This is a genomic window from Bradyrhizobium sp. UFLA03-84, assembly GCF_002289535.1.
Taxonomy (GTDB): domain Bacteria; phylum Pseudomonadota; class Alphaproteobacteria; order Rhizobiales; family Xanthobacteraceae; genus Bradyrhizobium; species Bradyrhizobium viridifuturi.
On sequence record NZ_NSJY01000014.1, the window covers coordinates 808,635 to 826,332 of the forward strand.

Annotated in this window: 16 protein-coding genes; 9 read left to right on the forward strand and 7 right to left on the reverse strand. The window is 65.1% G+C overall.

Features of this window, described 5'->3' with window-relative positions:
- Positions 1 to 967: 967 nt before the first annotated feature.
- Positions 968 to 1,909 carry a LysR family transcriptional regulator gene (locus tag CK489_RS25335; protein WP_095734212.1) on the reverse strand — a complete coding sequence of 314 codons (942 nt, stop codon included), beginning with the start codon at positions 1,907 to 1,909 and terminating at the stop codon, positions 968 to 970.
- A gap of 96 nt (positions 1,910 to 2,005) precedes the next feature.
- Between CK489_RS25335 and CK489_RS25340 the strand changes: the two genes are divergently transcribed.
- Positions 2,006 to 3,229, forward strand: coding sequence for an MFS transporter (locus CK489_RS25340; RefSeq protein ID WP_095734213.1), 1,224 nt, complete (start codon positions 2,006 to 2,008; stop codon positions 3,227 to 3,229).
- Between the two features lie 64 nt (positions 3,230 to 3,293).
- Positions 3,294 to 3,638: a Lin0512 family protein gene (locus CK489_RS25345; RefSeq protein ID WP_050627504.1), complete on the forward strand. Its 345-nt coding sequence runs from the start codon at positions 3,294 to 3,296 to the stop codon at positions 3,636 to 3,638.
- A 29-nt stretch (positions 3,639 to 3,667) separates the two neighbouring features.
- On the opposite strand, the gene CK489_RS25350 is transcribed toward CK489_RS25345, so the two are convergent.
- Positions 3,668 to 4,549 (reverse strand): SDR family oxidoreductase, encoded by an 882-nt coding sequence (locus CK489_RS25350; RefSeq protein WP_095734214.1) that lies wholly within the window; start codon positions 4,547 to 4,549, stop codon positions 3,668 to 3,670.
- 79 nt (positions 4,550 to 4,628) lie between these two features.
- Between CK489_RS25350 and CK489_RS25355 the strand changes: the two genes are divergently transcribed.
- On the forward strand, positions 4,629 to 5,333 hold the full coding sequence (locus CK489_RS25355) for a glutathione S-transferase family protein (RefSeq protein WP_095734215.1): 705 nt from the start codon (positions 4,629 to 4,631) through the stop codon (positions 5,331 to 5,333).
- A 4-nt stretch (positions 5,334 to 5,337) separates the two neighbouring features.
- On the opposite strand, the gene CK489_RS25360 is transcribed toward CK489_RS25355, so the two are convergent.
- Together CK489_RS25360 and CK489_RS41820 are read right to left on the reverse strand one after the other, a co-directional pair.
- Positions 5,338 to 5,883 carry a disulfide bond formation protein B gene (locus tag CK489_RS25360; RefSeq protein WP_095734216.1) on the reverse strand — a complete coding sequence of 182 codons (546 nt, stop codon included), beginning with the start codon at positions 5,881 to 5,883 and terminating at the stop codon, positions 5,338 to 5,340.
- A gap of 8 nt (positions 5,884 to 5,891) precedes the next feature.
- Positions 5,892 to 6,050: a DUF5993 family protein gene (locus CK489_RS41820; RefSeq protein ID WP_167350143.1), complete on the reverse strand. Its 159-nt coding sequence runs from the start codon at positions 6,048 to 6,050 to the stop codon at positions 5,892 to 5,894.
- 145 nt (positions 6,051 to 6,195) lie between these two features.
- Between CK489_RS41820 and CK489_RS25365 the strand changes: the two genes are divergently transcribed.
- The 3 genes from CK489_RS25365 to CK489_RS25375 all read left to right on the forward strand — a co-directional run bounded on the left by CK489_RS25365 (position 6,196) and on the right by CK489_RS25375 (position 10,028).
- Positions 6,196 to 7,524, forward strand: coding sequence for a dicarboxylate/amino acid:cation symporter (locus tag CK489_RS25365; protein WP_095734217.1), 1,329 nt, complete (start codon positions 6,196 to 6,198; stop codon positions 7,522 to 7,524).
- Positions 7,525 to 7,739: 215 nt separating this feature from the next.
- Complete coding sequence (locus tag CK489_RS25370; protein WP_245350529.1) at positions 7,740 to 8,756, forward strand: AraC family transcriptional regulator; 1,017 nt, start codon at positions 7,740 to 7,742, stop codon at positions 8,754 to 8,756.
- A 117-nt stretch (positions 8,757 to 8,873) separates the two neighbouring features.
- Positions 8,874 to 10,028: an acyltransferase family protein gene (locus CK489_RS25375; RefSeq protein WP_095734219.1), complete on the forward strand. Its 1,155-nt coding sequence runs from the start codon at positions 8,874 to 8,876 to the stop codon at positions 10,026 to 10,028.
- 126 nt (positions 10,029 to 10,154) lie between these two features.
- Here CK489_RS25375 and CK489_RS25380 read toward each other — a convergent pair whose 3' ends face one another.
- Positions 10,155 to 10,910 (reverse strand): ArsR/SmtB family transcription factor, encoded by a 756-nt coding sequence (locus CK489_RS25380; RefSeq protein ID WP_095734220.1) that lies wholly within the window; start codon positions 10,908 to 10,910, stop codon positions 10,155 to 10,157.
- A 250-nt stretch (positions 10,911 to 11,160) separates the two neighbouring features.
- Between CK489_RS25380 and CK489_RS25385 the strand changes: the two genes are divergently transcribed.
- Positions 11,161 to 12,576 carry an MFS transporter gene (locus CK489_RS25385; RefSeq protein ID WP_095734221.1) on the forward strand — a complete coding sequence of 472 codons (1,416 nt, stop codon included), beginning with the start codon at positions 11,161 to 11,163 and terminating at the stop codon, positions 12,574 to 12,576.
- Positions 12,577 to 12,786: 210 nt separating this feature from the next.
- Here the strand turns inward: CK489_RS25385 and CK489_RS25390 are convergent, their stop codons facing one another.
- Entirely contained in the window at positions 12,787 to 13,725 is a 939-nt protein-coding gene (locus CK489_RS25390; RefSeq protein WP_095734222.1) for an MBL fold metallo-hydrolase, read from the reverse strand.
- Between the two features lie 105 nt (positions 13,726 to 13,830).
- On the opposite strand from CK489_RS25390, the gene CK489_RS25395 reads away from it, so the two are divergent.
- Positions 13,831 to 14,784, forward strand: coding sequence for a LysR family transcriptional regulator (locus tag CK489_RS25395; protein ID WP_158226503.1), 954 nt, complete (start codon positions 13,831 to 13,833; stop codon positions 14,782 to 14,784).
- 91 nt (positions 14,785 to 14,875) lie between these two features.
- Here the strand turns inward: CK489_RS25395 and CK489_RS25400 are convergent, their stop codons facing one another.
- Positions 14,876 to 16,429 carry a winged helix-turn-helix domain-containing protein gene (locus tag CK489_RS25400; protein WP_095734224.1) on the reverse strand — a complete coding sequence of 518 codons (1,554 nt, stop codon included), beginning with the start codon at positions 16,427 to 16,429 and terminating at the stop codon, positions 14,876 to 14,878.
- Positions 16,430 to 16,593: 164 nt separating this feature from the next.
- Here CK489_RS25400 and CK489_RS25405 point away from each other — a divergent pair, with 164 nt between their 5' ends.
- Complete coding sequence (locus tag CK489_RS25405; RefSeq protein WP_095734225.1) at positions 16,594 to 17,634, forward strand: alpha/beta fold hydrolase; 1,041 nt, start codon at positions 16,594 to 16,596, stop codon at positions 17,632 to 17,634.
- Positions 17,635 to 17,698 lie beyond the last annotated feature (64 nt).

Genomic DNA, 17,698 nt, shown 5'->3' on the forward strand with positions numbered 1-17,698 from the left:
CGGACCACGTCCCGGGAACAGGCGATTGCTGAGACCCCGGTCAGCCAAGGCCGGCCGGGTAGCGCTCTATCCGCTGAGCTACCGGTGCACATGACACCGGGCGGGATTCGAACCCGCGACCTCTCGTTTCACAGACGATGTAACAGCGATCTTCACCACGGGGCGTGGAAGGGGTCGGCGGGGAACAAGCGATGCTGTTGCTGCCCTTGCGGGCACCGTGGTTCAGACGAAGTAACAGACATCTTCACCACCGCCGCGCCGATGCTTGCGCATCGGCGAATGGGTCCGCTGGGGAACGGGCGATATCGGCTTGAGCAGTGACGCAACACGGCATCCATCCTTGCGGAGGAAAACCGTGCCGGGCCGCGTGCGGATCCCCTCGCGAGGGCCGCATCCCGGTGCGTACGCCAAAGGCGGGGATCGAACCCGCTTTCACCAGACGAAGTATCCGACATCTTCACCACCAACGGCGGTCGGACCACAGCGATGCGGCCGACCGTTTCGTGAATAGTTGATGGCGGCGCTGTCGACGCGCCGCCCATTGCGAACTCCTCGGAGTTCGCTCTGCCATCGGTATCCGGCTCATCGCCTCGTTCCCTCCGGCAGGCCCCGCGCGCTTGGGCACGCGCGTCTCCGCGCGAGCCCCGGGATCCGGGTCTCCCGTTCCGGCTTGCGCCGGGCAGTTCAGATGAGCCGCGCTTCGGACAACAAAAAACCCTCCGGAGCACTTGGCTCGGGAGGGTCCGTTTGGGCGGACTGTCGACCTCGCATTATGCGAGGTCGCTCCCATGAGCCGGGCACGCGCTATCGATCGGCCGCAGGCCGTTCGACAGTTGGCGGAATCTTTCAAATCCGTAGTGCATCATCGGGCTCATGTTTGATCGCGAGCGATGGTGCTCGCGAAGGTTGCGGGACATACGCCTCGCCAATGTTGTTGTCAACAACGGAAATGATAGCGACGGAAAATTCAGCGCTGCTTGCGCGGCTTCGCGTTGTTCGCGGGCTTGCTGCCGCGCGCAGCGATCCGCGTCAGCGCATCTGCAAACGCGCGTGCGGCGGGACCGAGCGGCTCGTCGAGCCGGTGCGCGAGATAGGCCTCCATTGCAAGCGCCGCGTTGCGACCAAGCGCACCGGTCTCGATCCGCACCAGGCGGCGTTCGCTCAAGTCGCGCGCCACCTGCCAGCGCGGCAGCCGGCCCCAACCGAGTCCGGCCAGGATCATGGCGTGCTTGGTGTCCTGATTGCTGACCCTGCAAATCTGCGGCGAGAGGACGCCGAAGGTGCGGCCTTCCGATAACGGCGTCGGGTCCGACAGCACGATCTGCAGATGATCGGCGAGGTCGGCGACGCTCTTGCGGCCGCGGCGCGCGAGCGGATGGCTTGCGGAGGCGACGGCGATGATCTGCACGGAGCAGATCGCGTCGAGCGCGAGGCGGGGATCGCGAAAATCCTCACCGACGGTGACCGCGAGCGCGCTGCGCCGTTCGGTCAGGGCGGCGATCGGCCCGCCCATCGGTTCGACCGCGAGCCGCACGCTCACCGATGGATAGGCCGCCCGCATTTCCGTCAGCGCCGCGCCGACGGCGGCGATCGGAAACAGCGTGTCGACGACGACAGCGAGTTCCGACTCCACCCCGTCGCCAAGACCGTGCGCCCGTGCCCGCATCGCATCGACCCGGAGCAGCAGGTCGCGCGCGTTGCCGAGCAGCGCCTTGCCCTCGGCCGTCAGCACCGGGCGATGGCTGGTGCGGTCGAACAGCATGATGCCGAGCTCGGCCTCGAGGTTGGCGATGGCGTGGCTGACCGCGGACTGCACCCGCGCCAGCTTCGCCGCGGCGGCGCGGAAGCTGCCGCTGTCGGCGATGGAGACGAAGACGCGGATCTGGTCGAGCGTGAGGTTGTCGAGCATGATCTATTGAATCGATCAACAGGATGCAAAACATATCACTCCTGTCGATGATCGGGAAACGCTATTTGTGGTGACTTCAATAGGGTGGGTGCACGCATGACGATCGAGACGACCTTGGCGCGGCAGAGCGAGGCGAGGCGATGGGCGACGGTCGCCGTCGTGATCGGTTGCGGGATCGGCGCCGCGCTGCAGGTCGGCAAGGTGCCGATCGCCGCGGCGATGCTGCAGCAGAACCTCGGCATCGACCTCGCCGCGGTCGGCTCGGTCGGCGGTATCTTTGCGGTGCTCGGGCTGGTCGGCAGCGTGCCGGCGGGCGTCGTGATCGCAGCGGTCGGCGCGCGCCGGGTAATGCTGTGCGGCCTTGCCGCCATCACGCTCGGTGCGGCGTCCGGCGCGCTCGCGCCGTCACTTGCGGTGCTGCTGGCATCGCGTCTGCTGGAAGGGCTCGGCTTCCTGCTGGTGATGGTAGCAGCTCCCGCACTGCTCGATCGCGTCGTTGCTGTCGGTGCGCGCGACGTCACGATGGCGGTGTGGAGTTGCGTGATGCCGTTCGGGATCGCGCTGGCGCTGGTCGCGGGGCCGATGTTCGATGGCTGGCGCGCGATCTGGTGGGCCAGTGCCGCGTTCGTCGCGTTGCTGTTCATTCTCGCCAGCGTCTTCGTCCCTGAAGTCGCATCGCGGAGCGGCCCGGCGCGTGCCGGCCTGATGCAGGAAGCAACCGCGCTGGCGCGGCGCCGCACTCCGGCGCTGCTGATGCTGCTGTTTGCGCTCTACAGCCTGATGTTCTTTGCGCTGTTCAGCTTCCTGCCGATCCTGCTCACCGCGCGGCTCGGAGTCTCCGGCCAAGCCGCAGGCGGTCTCAGTGCACTGGCGGCGGCGGCCAACGTGGTCGGCAATCTCGCTGCCGGCAGTTTGCTGGCGCGTGGCGTCAACCGCAATGTGCTGATTGCCGTGGCGGCGTTCGTGATGGGCGTCTCCGCGCTCGGGATATTCCTGCCGGTGCTCGGCGGCTGGGGTGCATTCTGGCTGTGTCTGCTGTTCTCGGCTGTCGGCGGCCTGATCCCGGCGACGCTGCTCGCAACCGCGCCGGCGGCGGCGCGTTCGGCGGCGATGGTGCCGGTCATGATGGGGCTGTTGATGACCGGCAGCAATTTCGGCCAGGTCACCGGACCGATCGCGGTCGGCGCGGTCGTTTCGGCCTGGGGCTGGGGCGCAGCCAGCGTGATGGTGGTCGTGGCGGCGATCCTCGCCGGTCTCGCTGCTTGGCTGCTCGCGCGCGGCGATCACAACCGCGTGGGTGAGGCAAGGGGCCCGGCTTGACGGCGCCGACGCGGAGGGCGAAGGAGGGATCCGTCTCTCACGCCAACGACAACAGGAAAGTTTCATGACACGCGTGCGCTGTATCACCGAAATGGGCATGGGCGTCGACGTTCACGGCCGCGATGCCACCAAGGCTGCCAAGCGGGCGGTGTCGGATGCGATCCGCCATTCCAGCCTCGGCTTCTTCCGCATGCTCGGCAAGACCGCCAACGACATGTTCGTCGACGTCACGATCGCCGTGCCGAATCCCGAAGCGGTCGATACCGAAGCCGTCGCCAAGGAACTGCCCTATGGCACCAAGACCGTGAAGGCGATCGCCGGCGGGCTCGAGATTCCGTCCGATCTCGGCAACGACCCGATCCTGATCGCGAACGCCGCCGTCATCGTCAGCTTCGACGACGGGAAATGAAAGCGGAGGCGGCGACCGGTATGCGTGCGTTACTCGCCGCCCTTGAAATAGTCCGGCTTGCCGGTCGTCCAGGTCTCGCCCCAATGCTGGCCGCCGCCGTCGACGGTCAGCGTCTCGCCGGTGATGAACTTGCCGGAGGGCGCGGCGAGATAGACGGCGGCTTCCGCGATGTCCCAGGGCGTGCCCGGGCGCATCATCGGGTTGGAGCGTGGATAGGCGGCGCGCGCCGCCTCGCTGTAGACGTTCCAGCCATCAGTCTCGATCGCGCCGGGCGCGATGCAGTTGATGCGGATGTGCAGCGGCGCCCATTCGACCGCAAGCGCACGCGACAGCCCGATCACGCCGGAGCGTGCCGCGATCGAGTGCGCGATGCCGTAGAGGCCGTGCGTCGTGACCACGACGATGTTGACGATGCTGCCCTGATGTTTGCGGTCGCGCCAGCGCTGCGCCGCCGCCTGCATCATGTACCAGGTGCCGTTGAGGTTGGTGTTGATGACCGCGTTCCAGCCCTTGATCGAGACATCGATCGCGGCCTGCGGGAACTGGCCACCGGCGCTGTTGACGAGATGATCGATGCGGCCGTGCTCGGCCCACAGCGCGTCGAACATCATGTTGACCGCATCGGCATCCCTGATGTCGGCGACATGCGCGGACGCCTTCAGCCCGCGATGGCCGAGATGATCGACCAGCGCGTCGAGTTTGTCGGCATTGCGTCCCGCGACGACGACATGCGCGCCGAGCCGGGCGAACAGCCAGGCGATGGCGCGGCCGATGCCGCCGGCGCCGCCGGACACCACGACCACCTGACCGGCCAGCGCGTCGGCCGCGAACACGGTCGGGTGTGTAGCGAGCTCGTCGTCGGAGAGGCCGAGCGCTGCGCCTGTCTGTTGATCGTGCCCTTGATCGTTCATGGCCGGTTGCGGACCTTGCGGCATTCACTGAGCTCCGTACATTAGCCACCCAACAACAACCCTGCAAAGAATGTCTGATATGACCGATCTGTCGGCTTTTCCCATCACAAAACGCTGGCCCGCCCAGCATCCGGACCGTCTGCAGCTCTATTCGTTGCCGACGCCGAACGGCGTGAAGGTCTCGATCATGCTTGAGGAGATCGGGCTGCCGTACGAGGTCCATCTCGTCGACTTCAACAAGGACGACCAGAAGTCGGCCGAGTTCCTGTCGTTGAACCCGAACGGCAAGATCCCGGCGATCCTCGATCCCAACGGCCCCGGCGGCAAGCCGCTGGCGCTGTTCGAGTCCGGCGCAATCCTGCAATATCTCGCGGAGAAGACCGGCAAGCTGTTGCCGGCGGATGCAGCGCGCCGCTACCAGGCGATCCAGTGGGTGCACTTCCAGATGGGCGGCATCGGGCCGATGTTCGGCCAGGTCGGCTTCTTCCACAAATTCGCCGGCAAGGATTATGAGGACAAGCGGCCGTTGCAGCGCTACGTCGCGGAGTCCGCGCGCCTGCTCGGTGTGATGGAGAGCCATCTCGCCGGACGGCAGTGGTTCATGGACGATGAATATACCATTGCCGACATCTCGATGCTCGGCTGGGTGCGCAATCTGATCGGCTTCTACGGCGCGCGCGAGCTCGTCGAGTTCGACCGGTTCAAGAACGTCGCTGCGTGGCTCGAACGCGGTCTGAAGCGCCCGGCCGTGGAACGCGGGTTGAATATTCCGAAGCGTCCGTGAGCAGCTATTTCAGCAACTCATAGACGATCGGATTGTCGGCGCAGGCACGCAGACCGCACTCGAGCAGGGTCGAGACCACGTTCAGCGCCGTCAGCCCGATCACCAGCCAGACGGCGCCTTGCGCCAATCCGCCGGGCACGGTGGCTTGTGCTGCGCGGTGGTCGAACTGGCGGTCGAACAGCAGCATGCCGGCGAGCAGGACGATCGCCGCGATGAAGCCGATCAGCGCCCACGTATAATAGTGATAGCCGAGCAGTGCCGAGCCGTAGCCGGCATCGCCGGGGAGGATGTGCAGCAGCACCTGCCGGGTCGAGACCGAGGCGCCGAGCACAGCCGTTAGCAGCGACAGGGCATAATGGCTCGGCCGTGGTCCGAAGCGGATGTTCAGGATCGGCCCGATCGCCAGCAGGGCGAACAGGATGCGCTGCAGCAAACACAGCGGGCAGGGCAGCTCGTGCAGCAGCAGTTGCGCCGCAAAAGCCGCACTCAGCAGCAGCGCGAGGGCATAGAGCGCGAGCGCATTCAGGATCACGGCCCTTGTATCGGTCATCGCTGGCCTCAGAACGACAAGGTGAGACGGTCGGTGGCGTGATGCAGCAAGGTCGCGACGCAGGCGACCAGGATCACCGCGAACAGGCCGATCGCCAGCCGACGCGGACCACGCCAAGCCACCAGCATGGCGATGGTGATGGCGAGAAACAGTGCGGTGAATTCCATCCTCAGCCTCCGGGTGCGAGCCGGCCGCAGTCTATGACAGATTCGTGTGTGCCGGCGGCGGCGCGAATGGGCATTGTCGCTTGCGCGTTGCTCCGCCAAGATGGCACCACTCGTTGTGTCAAATCCTAGCCTTCCGGGACATCTCATGACCACAGACGCGATCAAGCCGGTTGCCCATCCCCATCATCAGCCCTGGTACAAGATCCTCTACATCCAGGTGCTGATCGCGATCGCGGCAGGCGTCTTGATCGGGCATTTCTATCCCGGCCTCGGCAAGCAACTGAAGCCGCTCGGCGACGGCTTCATCGCGCTGATCAAGATGATGATCGCGCCGGTGATCTTCTGCACCGTGGTGCACGGCATCTCCTCGATGGGCGACCTCAAGCGCGTCGGCCGGGTCGGGCTGAAGGCGCTGATCTATTTCGAGGCGGTGTCGACCGTCGCGCTCGCGGTCGGCCTTCTGATCGGCGAGCTGCTGCAGCCTGGCCGCGGCTTCAACATCGACCCCTCGACGATCGATCCGAAGGCCGTCTCGACCTACGTGACGCAGGCGAAGGAGCAGGGCATCGTCGCCCATCTGATGGCGATCATTCCGGACAGCTTCTTCGGCGCGCTGGCGCGCGGCGACCTGCTGCAAGTGCTGTTGATCTCGATCCTGTCGGGGTTTGCCATCGCCTTGATGGGCAAGCCCGGCGAGCCGATCGCCGAGGCGATCGACAAGGCGTCCAAGATGTTCTTCGGCATCATCCGCATGATCGTCCGGGTCGCGCCACTCGGCGCGTTCGGCGCGATGGCCTTCACGGTCGGTGCCTACGGCCTCGGCTCGCTGGTCAACCTGGCGGCGCTGATCGCGACCTTCTATCTCACCAGCATCCTGTTCGTGCTGATCGTGCTCGGTGCGATCGCGCGGCTGGCGGGTTTCTCGATCATCCGCTTCATCGCCTATATCAAGGACGAGCTCCTGATCGTGCTCGGCACCTCGTCGTCGGAGACGGTGCTGCCGCAGATGATCCAGAAGATGGAGCATCTCGGCGCCTCGCGCTCGGTGGTCGGTCTCGTGGTGCCGACCGGCTACAGCTTCAATCTCGACGGCACCAACATCTACATGACGCTGGCGACGCTGTTCCTGGCGCAGGCCACCAACACGCATCTGACGATCTGGCAGGAGCTCGGCATTCTCGGCGTCGCCATGATCACCTCGAAGGGCGCGTCCGGCGTCACCGGCGCCGGCTTCATCACGCTCGCCGCGACGCTGTCGATCGTGCCCGATATTCCGATCCAGTCGATCGCGATCCTGGTCGGCATCGACAAGTTCATGAGCGAATGCCGCGCGCTGACCAATCTGATCGGCAACGGCGTCGCCTGCGTCGTGATCAGCCTCTCCGAAGGCGAGCTCGACAAGGACGCGCTGCACGAGACGATGGCGCATCCGCTCCAGCTCGGCGAGGCGCTGGAGCCGGGCGCCTCCGGGTAGGCAGCATGACGTCGTGGGGGCGTCGCAGGGGGCGCTGCCAAAATATCGAAAACAACCCCATGCAAAGGGGCCGGCGGCGGCCGGCGTTCGGCCGGGCAACTTGACACGTCGGGCAATTCAGGGGTATTTTCTAATATTCCGAAATGGCGCGGGTGTCCCTTCGCCCCGCCGCGCCCACATCGCTGGCGAGCCCGTCGACCAGCTTGGTGAAGAAGATGCTCCTGGATATAGGACTTCGCGGCGGGGCGCTCGCTTTGCTGGTGCTTCTCGCGCTCGACGCGCTGCTGCAGTTGCGCAACAGCAGGCTCGGCCGCATCACCCTGGTTTTCGACCTGTGCGGAATTGCGTTTCTCATTGAGACGGCTCCGCAATTTCGCGACAGCCAGGCAGTGTGGGTCCTCGTCCTGCGGCTGGCGAGCAATATGGCGGCGGGCGTCTTCGTGCTCTGGAGCGAGGAGGTTTTCGACGACACGGCGAGGCCGCCGTTGATCGGTTGGACAGCGGTGGGCTTGATGGCCTTGCTTGCCGTCTGGGCCGTGGTCACCGACTCTTCATGGGCCTGGCTCGCAACCCATGTCTGCGCCCTCATGCTTGTGGTGATCGCGATCGGTCGCGTGCTGCTGGGCCGAGCCGACGACCTGATCGAGATGCGCCGTCGGGATCGGGTCGTGTTCGCGTGGGGTTTGGGCCTCGCGATCGCGGGCTGCACGCTGATCGGGTCGACCAATCTCGCGATGACGCCTGCGCTCCCCGGTGTGCTGGGCATCGCACTTGCGGCTGCCTTGTTCCGCCTGCATCGGGCAAGCCCGATCTCCACGGTCGCCGCCGCGCCACCGGCATCGGGCCCGGCCGCATCAACATGTGAAATGACCGAGCCGGAAGCGGCCCTCTATCGGCGTCTGCTGACGGTCATGGAGGTGGAGCGGGCCTACCGCGACGGCAGCATGACGATCGCCAGCCTGGCCAAGCGGCTCGACGCGCCGGAGTACCGCGTGCGCCTGCTCATCAATCAGCGGCTCGGCCACGGCAACTTCGCCCGCTTCGTCAATTCCTACCGGCTGGCGGAAGCGCGCGCGGCCCTGGCCGATGCCGGCCAGGCGCGTGTCCCGATCCTGACCATTGCACTGGATGCCGGCTTCGAGTCGATCGGCCCGTTCAATCGCGCGTTCAAGGCGGTGACCGGAGAAACGCCGAGCACATTCCGCAAACGGGCCCTGGCCGGGCCGGTGTGACGCACCGATTGTCGCAAACGGCCAGGTTTTGCAGGTTTCGGCGACCCTGAGTGCGACTTTCGGCGCGACCGGCCCGGCCTTGGCCACCATGTTCGGCCTCCCGCAAAGGAGACGCGCATGGAACACCCCGTTCGACCGACGCCCCACAGGCTCCTTTATATCGACAATCTGCGCTGGTCGGCGATCAGCATGGTCGTGGTCATGCATGCCGCCGTGACCTACTCGCCGTTTGGAAGCTGGTACTATCGCGAACATCCGCCGTTGGGCCTGGGCACTCGGGTGGCGTTTGCGGCCTATCAGGCGTTTCAGCACGCCGTCTCGATGGGGCTGCTGTTCGGCATAGCCGGATACTTTGCCGCCGGCATGGTGGCCCGCCGCGGCGTCGTCGGCTTCTTGAAGGAACGGCTGTATCGGCTCGGCATACCTCTGCTGCTTTACATCGGGCTTATTGGACCGCTGACCGAATACTACGTGGCGGGATCATGGTGGTCGCAGCCGCGCCGGAGCTTCACTGAGGACTGGTTGCACCACGCCTCCAACGGCCAGCTTCTTGACGGCTCCGGCCCCCTCTGGTTCTGCCTCGTGCTGTTGCTGTTTTCCGGCTGCTTTGCCTTGCTGTGCAGATTCCGGCCGATCGGCCAGCCCTCCGCCCGGCCGGTGCCGAGCCTCGCCGCCGTGCTCGGCTTTGTCCTGGCGATGAGCGCCGTGACGTTCGCGGTGGGGCAGCTGGCGCCGGAAGGCCGCACCATCCTCAACATCGCCATTCACGACGCGCCGCAGTACCCCTTCATGTTCGCCGCCGGGGTGGCGGCGTGGCGGGGGGATTGGCTGCGACAGATTTCGAGCGGCGCAGGACGGCGCTGGCTGGTCTGCGGGCTGGTGGGGAGCGTCACGCTGTGGGCCGCGATTGTCGTGTTCGGGGGAGCCCTCGAGGGCCGGCTGGCCGACTATGGCGGCGGTTGGCATTGGCAGGCGGCAGGCATGGACTTTTGGCGGTCGGCGACGTGCGCCTCGCTCAGCCTGGGGTTGGCGGTGCTGTATCGTGACCTGTTCGACTGGCAGGGTCCGGTGACAGGGTTCCTCAGCCGCAATGCTTTCGGCGTCTACGTGCTGCATGCCCCTGTGCTGATCGCAGTGACGCGCGTCATGCACGATTGGTCCGTTGCCCCGCAATGGAAGTTCCTGTTGGCAAGCCTCATTGGCGTGGTCGCCAGCTTTCTGGTCGTCGGATTGCTGGCTCGGCGCGTTCCGGGGCTGCGCGCAGTGCTGTAAACGTTGGCGCGCGCCCATGAGATTTGCGGGCAAACGGCAGCCATGCGCCATTTGGTTGCGCGCTCGGATGTGGACTCATCGAGGCGCAGCCTGATTGAGGCCCAGTTGAACGAAGGCAAGGGCTGCCTAAACCGAATTAACCGCCGCCCGGCCTCGGGACAGTGATGCAACAGGCCCCTTGCAGGCGTCCGTTGGTGGTGCGCCCTCAATGTCGAACGTTGCGGCAAGCTCTCTCACGCCAACGGGAGTCACGAGGAGCGCGCGGCTATCCCGGATATGCTCGACCCAAGCGTGATCGAGGGCGTGACGAAGAATGGCAGCGCCGACCGCCCCGGCCAGATGCGGCCGGCGCTCGCTCCAGTCGAGACAAGGTCGGCAGAACACTCGGCGCTTGGAGGCGAGGCAAAGATCGACGCCCAATCGATCGAAGAATGACTGACCGGCATCGGTCAGTTGGCCGCCATCCTCGTCGAGCAGAATAAACGACTGTTGGACCAGCCGGTCGGCGATTGCAACGGCGATGCGGCCGGCCATGTGGTCATAGCACGTGCGCGCGTGTCGAAGCGTCTCTCCTCCGCGCCAGAGATTGCGCTGCCGTGCGGGGCCTTCCTGTGCCACGACCATGAGACCTTCCAGCATGCGTGCGACAAGCGGAGAGGCCAGACGGAAATATCGTCGTCGGCCCCGCCTTTCAAGCGCGAGCAGTCTGGCGTCGCTGAGTTTCGCGAGATGGCCACTCGCCGTCTGCGGCGCCACGCCGGACAGATAGGCGAGCTCTGTTGCGGTCAATGTTCGGCCATCCATCAGCGCACTAAGCATGTTGGCGCGCGCGGGATCGCCGACGAGTGCCGCGACCTGTGCGATCTTGGGTCCCGTGTCCATGTCTTTGTCCTACGCCGACCAGGACGCAGCGCCAAGCACAAACACTTCGGCGAAGATCGTAGTGTTTCTGCGAGACCGGCGCGATCGCGGGACATAGATTGCGCGGACGCCGATACGCCCCGTCGAAGGAAGTGCTGCCACGAAGCATAGATCATCCTGCGGCGTCGAATATTCGATCGGTATCGAATGATCATCGCAAAACGGGGCTTATCCGAGCCGACAAATTCTCACGGACAACTGAGTGTGATCAATGCAACCAACTTTGCTCGACACAAGGCATCGGGAACAAGCCCGCTCCGACAACACGTCATTGCATTCGCATCTCGCGAAGCCGCTGGCGCTTGCGGCCATGAGCCTCGGCCTTGGCGTGGTGCAGCTCGACATCACCATCGTCAACACCGCGCTGAGCAGCATCGGGACCTCGCTCGGCGGCAGCGTCGCCGAGCTGCAATGGGTGGTGACCGCCTATACCATCGCGTTCGCTGCCTTCATTTTGACTGCCGGCGCGCTCGGTGATCGCGTTGGCGCCAAACGGATATTCATCGGGGGCTTTGCAATCTTCACGTTGGCTTCGCTCGCCTGCGCACTGGCCTCGTCGGCGGTGTTCCTGATCGCCGCGCGCTCCGTGCAGGGCCTGGCGGCGGCGATCCTGGTGCCGAACTCGCTGACGTTGCTCAATCACGCCTATGCCGACCCGAAGGCGCGCGGCCGCGCGGTCGGCTTCTGGGCTGCAGGTGCGAGCGTCGCACTGACTGCAGGGCCGTTCGTCGGCGGCACGCTGATCGCGCTGGTCGGCTGGCGCTCGATCTTCCTGGTCAACCTGCCGATTGGCGCCGCCGGCCTCTGGCTCGCATGGCGCTATGCGGAGGAGACGCCGCGACTTGTGCAGCGCGAGATCGATCTGCCGGGCCAGATCGCGGCGATCGCAGCGCTCGGCACGCTGGCCGGTGCTCTGATCGAGGGCGGCGTGCTCGGCTGGAGCCATCCGCTCGTCATCATGGGCTTCGCGGCGGCGGCCGTGATCAGTTTCCTGTTCGTGTGGCGCGAGGCACGCGCGCCACAACCGATGTTGCCGCTCTCGCTGTTTGGCCATCGCATGTTCGCGCTGACCGCGCTGGTCGGGCTTCTCTTCAACATCGCCTTCTACGGCCTGATTTTCGTGCTGAGCCTCTATTTCCAGAAGGTCAGTGGCTGGTCGCCGTTCGCAACGGGCCTCGCCTTTGTGCCCATGATGGGCATGGTGCTGCCCGCCAACCTCGTCGCCGCGTCGGTCAGCGAGCGCCTGGGCGCACCGCAAACCATCGCGCTGGCTTCGTTGATCACCGCCGCGGGCTGCATTGCGCTGCTGCCCATCACCTCAGGCACGAGCTACTGGGCGATCGGCGCGCAACTCGTCGTCCTCGGCGGCGGCCTCGGCCTGCTCGTGCCGCCTTTGACCTCGACACTGCTCGGCAGTGTCGAGAAGTCGCGATCCGGCATCGCCGCAGGCGTGCTGAATGCGACGCGACAGACAGGCAGCGTGCTTGGCGTTGCCCTGTTCGGCTCACTGGTCCAAGGGGACAATGGGTTCATTGCCGGCGCCCATGCCTCGCTGGTGATATCGGCTGCCGTGTTGGTCGCGGGTGCGGTCGTGATCTGGCTTGGCCGACCAAAGAAGGGACGATGAAGAGGAGATATTCGCTCTCATGGGTGAAACGATGACAATCATCATGGTTGGCTGGTGATCGATGTCCGCTTGACCCGCACAACTGCGGGGAAGCGGACATCTCCCGAGATCGTCGAAGGGCGATTTGCAGACAGTCCCATGGCTCACGACGGGAGAGCGATCATCCGCGGTGGGCGGCCTTCCATCGTGATGGGCTCGGTAAATCCGGGCTCAGGCCTGATGACCTAGCTTCACAGTCATCTGCGGATGACGTCCACTCAGAGCCTTCAACGCGAGCAAACTCTTCCGTTCGTCTTCGCGGTCGAATGTAAAGCTGCCAGGTTCAACTCCGTGCTCCCAGCCCCAGCGGGTGTGGCAAGCGTCGCCGGTGAGGAGCACCGGACCCTTCGGCGTGCGGGCGAGATAGGAGACATGGCCAGCCGTGTGTCCGGGAGTCAGGATTGCGAACAACGAGCCGTCACCGAAGACATCGATCACCCCTTCGAACTTGCCGTCCGGATCCCTGGTGAACTGAAATTCCTGAATGGCCGGCCGGCCCTCGAAGAAGGCGTCTTCCATCCCCTCGACGAAGAAGTTCTCGGGCTTCTTTTCCTCGGCCTCTCCAGGACCTGTATAAAACGGCACATCCTTCGGAATGTCGGACATCCCGGAGATATGGTCGAGATGAAGATGGGTCATGAGCACCCCTTTGAGGGGAGCCCCTTCCGACTTGATGATCGACGAGGGGTCTTGCCGCACTTGTATCTTGTCGAGCTTTGCGAAGTTCCGCACTACCCATCCGACACCCAGACTCTTGGGGTCCTCGACAAGCCGCTTCGAAACACCGGTGTCGACCATGTAGAATCCCTGCGTCGGATGCCGCAGCAGATGCGTATAGATCTGGATCGGCTCCTCGTGGTCCTTGAGCCCCGCCTGGACCGCTTGGGGGTCCTTCAGATTGATCAGCCCCGAAAGATCGGCGACCCAATCCGCGCTGGTGACCGTCCTTAACTCGATCGGTCCCGGCTGATCGATCAAGGCCTCCATGGCCGCCGAGTTGATCGACTTTCCGAGGCTGGCAGATTTCGTCGGATGCGAGGTTTGTGCGCACCCGGAAAGCGCGACGATGGCAACGGCGCCAATGAAAAAGAGTCCTGATTTGCGGAGCATGATGGTTTTTTCCTCATTTCTGCTACCGCTTTCGCTTCGGACCGCTAGAATAGCAATCGTCTAAATTCCTATATGGCTATCCATAAATGAATGGGCGCGGGACAGATGCGAGAAACGAACGTGGACCTGCAATGGGATGACTTGCGGATTTTTCTCGCCGTCGCCGACGCCGGCAGCTTGAGCGGCGCCGCGCGCCGCCTCAAGGCGAGTCAACCGACCTTGAGCCGGAGGATCGCAGAGATGGAGTACGCGCTCGGCGAGCCCCTTTTCATCCGCAAGAACCAGGGCATCGCCTTGACGAAAACCGGAGCCAGGTTGCTTCCTGCGGCGCAGGGAATGGCGCAATGGGCGACGGAAGCGAACCGCGCGGTCGACGCGAAGAACTCGCCCGTCAGCGGCCGCGTGCGCATCGCGGCCGTGCCAGCATTCGCTTTTGATTTCCTGCCTCCGATAGCGGAAAGGCTGAAGAGGAAGCATCCGCAGATCACTCTCGAAGTTCTGGCCAGCACCGAGCGCTTGAACCTTTCGCTCGGCGAGGCGGACATCGCGCTCAGGAGATATCCATCCGACGATCCTGATCTCATCACGGTCGACGAGGTTGTGATTCCGATCGGCGCCTATGCGAGCAGAGACTACGTTCGGAGACTGCCTGCGCGATACGATTTCCGCGATCTCGACTGGATAGCATGGGCAGGAGAGCTCGAGATGGTGAGCCCGAATCCGGAGTTCGCTGCCAGGATCCCGGACTTTCGCCCCGCCTTCACATCCGACGATTACAGCGTGCAAGTGGCAGCTTGCCATGCCGGCGTCGGTGCAATGATCCTTCTCAAGACCTCGCATCGGCTCAAGCGACCGGGTGAGCTCGTGGAGCTAAAGCTTGCGCTTCCAGCGTCGCTGCGCGCAGCCGTCTCGATTATCTGCCACAAACGCATGGCCGACCTCCCGAAAGTCAAAACGGTGGTGGACCTGCTCCGGCAAGAGTTTGCTGACCTGAGGAAGAGCCAAGGCGCGCAGAAACGCGATGGTGGCACCAACGATCCCAAGGCTCGCAAAGGATAAGAACGGCTCGCCCAGACTTGCGGGAAGGCCGCTGCTGCCTGGCAGGCCGCGCGACGTATCACGAATGAGCGTCGCGCCGCCTAGAGCGGCGTCAGTCCGGGACGCCGGCAGCCTTGAGGGTCTCGCGATAGGTCGCGGACATCGATTGCACCGGGAACGGAATTCGCGACAGGAATCCGGAGATCGAAAATTCCGGATCGACCTTGAGCAACTCGCGCGCGATCTGGGTTGCGCGCGCGGTCTCGCCGGTCTTCACCAGCGCCACGATCAGGACGCGCAGCGCGACTGCGAAGCGGCGATTCTGCGCCAGCGCCTTGTCGGCCCAAACAACCGCTTCGGCGAAATTTCCGTCGAGCACCGCGCAGATCGCGAGCGCTGCGGAGGCGAACCAGCCGCGCGGGTCGCGCGGGTTGAGCCGCTGTGCGCGCTCGATCATGGCCCGGCCGGCCTGCTGGTTGCCGCGCATCGCCTCGACCCAGCCGCCGAGCACCAGCGCCATCGCAGAGTTCGGATTGATCGCGAGCGAGCGCTCGAACAATTCGCGCGCGGGTTCGATCTCGTCGGCCATGTTCCAGATCGCGAACGCCGCCATCCACAGCACCTGCGGATCACCGGGCGTAAGCTCGACCGCGCGCCATGCCTGCGCGACCGCGCGCTCCCGGTAGGAGTCATCAGGCTTCAGCCAGCCCTGGACATGGCGCATCGCGTGGCAATAGGCCGACGCAGCAAGCGCCGGCGCGTAGTTCGGATCGAGCGCCAGCGCCTGGTCGAGGCAGTCGAGCGCGGCTTCCATGCTCTCGGGTGTGAACTCGTAGCGCAGACTGTAGGCGCGCAGCAGCAGATCGTAGGCGTCGAGCTTGTCGGGCGGCGCGGCCCGCACCCGCTCGGCCTCGGCGACCAGCATGGTCGGCTCGATCGCGCCGACCACGTTCTCGGTGATGCGGTCCTGCAGGTCGAACACGTCGTTCGCTGCGCCGTCGAACCGGTCGGCCCACAGATGCGCGCCGGAGGTTGCGTCGATCAACTGTCCGGTGATGCGCAGGCGGTCGCCGCCACGGCGGACGCTGCCCTCGAGCACGTAGCCGACGCCGAGCTCGCGGCCGACCTGGCGGATATCGACTGCCTTGCCCTTGTAGGTGAAGGCCGAGTTGCGCGCGATCACGGTGAGGCGGCTGCACCGGGCGAGTGCGGTGGTGATGTCCTCGGCGATCCCGTCGGCGAAATAATCCTGCTCGGCATCGCCGCTCATGTTGGTGAACGGCAGCACCGCGATCGACGGGCCCTCGCTAGGCCGTGGCGGGGTGGCGTTATCAGCGGCCGGATGCGTGGGCGCGCTGTCCTCCCTGACTTCGCCGACAAAGCGGAGACCTTTGCGGGGCAGGGTGCGGATCAGTCGCTGCTCCTCGCCATTGTCGCCGATCGCGGTGCGCGCGGCGTTGACCCGGCTGCTCAGGGTCGCCTCCGAGACGATCCGCCCGTGCCAGACCGCGGCCAGCACCTCGTCGCGGCTGACGACGCGGTCGCGGGTACGGATCAGGAATTCCAGGAGGTCGAAGACCTGCGGCTCGACGGCCACCAGGGCATCGCCGCGGCGCAGCTCCCGGCGCTCGGAATCGAGGGTCAAGTCGTTGAAATGATAGGTCAAATCGAAGAGTCCGGCGGCCGGCGGCTGAGTCCGCGGCGGAACCTAGCACAGGCCGGGCGGAGCCAAAATCACGACGGTCTGAAGGACAAATCCACGTCCTCTGAAAGCGGACGGGTTCGGTCTCTGCGATATTCAATCCCGACACCAGACCTAAGGAGATCGCCATGTCCCAATCGATCAATCAACAACGCCGCCGCTTCCTCGGTATCGCCGGCGGGATCCTCGCCGTTTCCCGGTTCGGCTTGATCGGATCGGCCAGTGCGCAGGCCAAGGCGGCAGCGCCCGCGGTCAAGGTCGGCGCCCATACCTCGATCGGTCCGGTCAAGCAGATCAATGCCGGCGTGCTCGACACCGGCTATGTCGAGATGGGTCCGGCGTCCGGTCCCGCCGTCATCCTGCTGCACGGCTGGCCCTACGACATCCATAGCTATGCCGACGTCGCGCCGGCGCTGGCGGAGGCCGGTTACCGCGTGATCGTGCCGCATCTGCGCGGCTACGGCAGCACGCGCTTCCTCTCCAGCGATACCAAGCGTAGCGGCCAGCCGGTCGCGGTCGCCGCCGACATCATTGCCTTGATGGATGCCCTGAAGATCGAGAAGGCCGTGCTCGGCGGCTATGACTGGGGTGCGCGCACCGCCAACATCATGGCGGTGCTCTGGCCCGAGCGCTGCAAGGCGATGGTCTCGGTCAGCGGCTATTTGATCGGCAGCCAGGCGGCCGGCAAGGTGCCGCTGCCGCCGAAGGCCGAGCTGCAATGGTGGTACCAGTTCTATTTCGCAACCGAGCGCGGCCGCGAGGGCTATGCCAAGAACCGGCACGACTTCAACAAGCTGATCTGGCAGCTCGCCTCGCCGCAGTGGAAGTTCGACGACGCCACTTACGACCGCAGCGCTGTTGCCTTCGAGAACCCCGACCATGTCGAAGTCGTGATCCACAATTACCGCTGGCGGCTCGGGCTCGCCGAGGGCGAGGCGAAGTACGACGCCTTCGAGAAGACGCTGGCCCAGGCGCCCGTGATCGCGATCCCGACCATCACGATGGAGGGCGATGCCAACGGCGCGCCGCATCCGGAGCCGGCGGCCTATGCCAAGAAGTTCTCCGGGCATTACGAGCATCGCCAACTGCCCGGCGGCATCGGCCACAATTTGCCGCAGGAGGCGCCGCAGGCTTTCGTGCAGGCGATCATCGACGTCAGCAAGGTCTAGAGCGTTTTCGAGCGAAGTGGGTATCGGTTCGCGTGAAGAAACGCGTCAAACAAGAGCGGGCGGG

Coding starts and splice junctions, on each gene's coding strand:
- CK489_RS41820 (WP_167350143.1), bottom strand. CDS start 6,050: ATGGAATTCACCGCACTGTTTCTCGCCATCACCATCGCCATGCTGGTG.
- CK489_RS25375 (WP_095734219.1), top strand. CDS start 8,874: ATGGAACACCCCGTTCGACCGACGCCCCACAGGCTCCTTTATATCGAC.
- CK489_RS25395 (WP_158226503.1), top strand. CDS start 13,831: ATGCGAGAAACGAACGTGGACCTGCAATGGGATGACTTGCGGATTTTT.
- CK489_RS25365 (WP_095734217.1), top strand. CDS start 6,196: ATGACCACAGACGCGATCAAGCCGGTTGCCCATCCCCATCATCAGCCC.
- CK489_RS25380 (WP_095734220.1), bottom strand. CDS start 10,910: ATGGACACGGGACCCAAGATCGCACAGGTCGCGGCACTCGTCGGCGAT.
- CK489_RS25355 (WP_095734215.1), top strand. CDS start 4,629: ATGACCGATCTGTCGGCTTTTCCCATCACAAAACGCTGGCCCGCCCAG.
- CK489_RS25390 (WP_095734222.1), bottom strand. CDS start 13,725: ATGCTCCGCAAATCAGGACTCTTTTTCATTGGCGCCGTTGCCATCGTC.
- CK489_RS25360 (WP_095734216.1), bottom strand. CDS start 5,883: ATGACCGATACAAGGGCCGTGATCCTGAATGCGCTCGCGCTCTATGCC.
- CK489_RS25405 (WP_095734225.1), top strand. CDS start 16,594: ATGTCCCAATCGATCAATCAACAACGCCGCCGCTTCCTCGGTATCGCC.
- CK489_RS25345 (WP_050627504.1), top strand. CDS start 3,294: ATGACACGCGTGCGCTGTATCACCGAAATGGGCATGGGCGTCGACGTT.
- CK489_RS25350 (WP_095734214.1), bottom strand. CDS start 4,549: ATGAACGATCAAGGGCACGATCAACAGACAGGCGCAGCGCTCGGCCTC.
- CK489_RS25370 (WP_245350529.1), top strand. CDS start 7,740: ATGCTCCTGGATATAGGACTTCGCGGCGGGGCGCTCGCTTTGCTGGTG.
- CK489_RS25335 (WP_095734212.1), bottom strand. CDS start 1,909: ATGCTCGACAACCTCACGCTCGACCAGATCCGCGTCTTCGTCTCCATC.
- CK489_RS25340 (WP_095734213.1), top strand. CDS start 2,006: ATGACGATCGAGACGACCTTGGCGCGGCAGAGCGAGGCGAGGCGATGG.
- CK489_RS25385 (WP_095734221.1), top strand. CDS start 11,161: ATGCAACCAACTTTGCTCGACACAAGGCATCGGGAACAAGCCCGCTCC.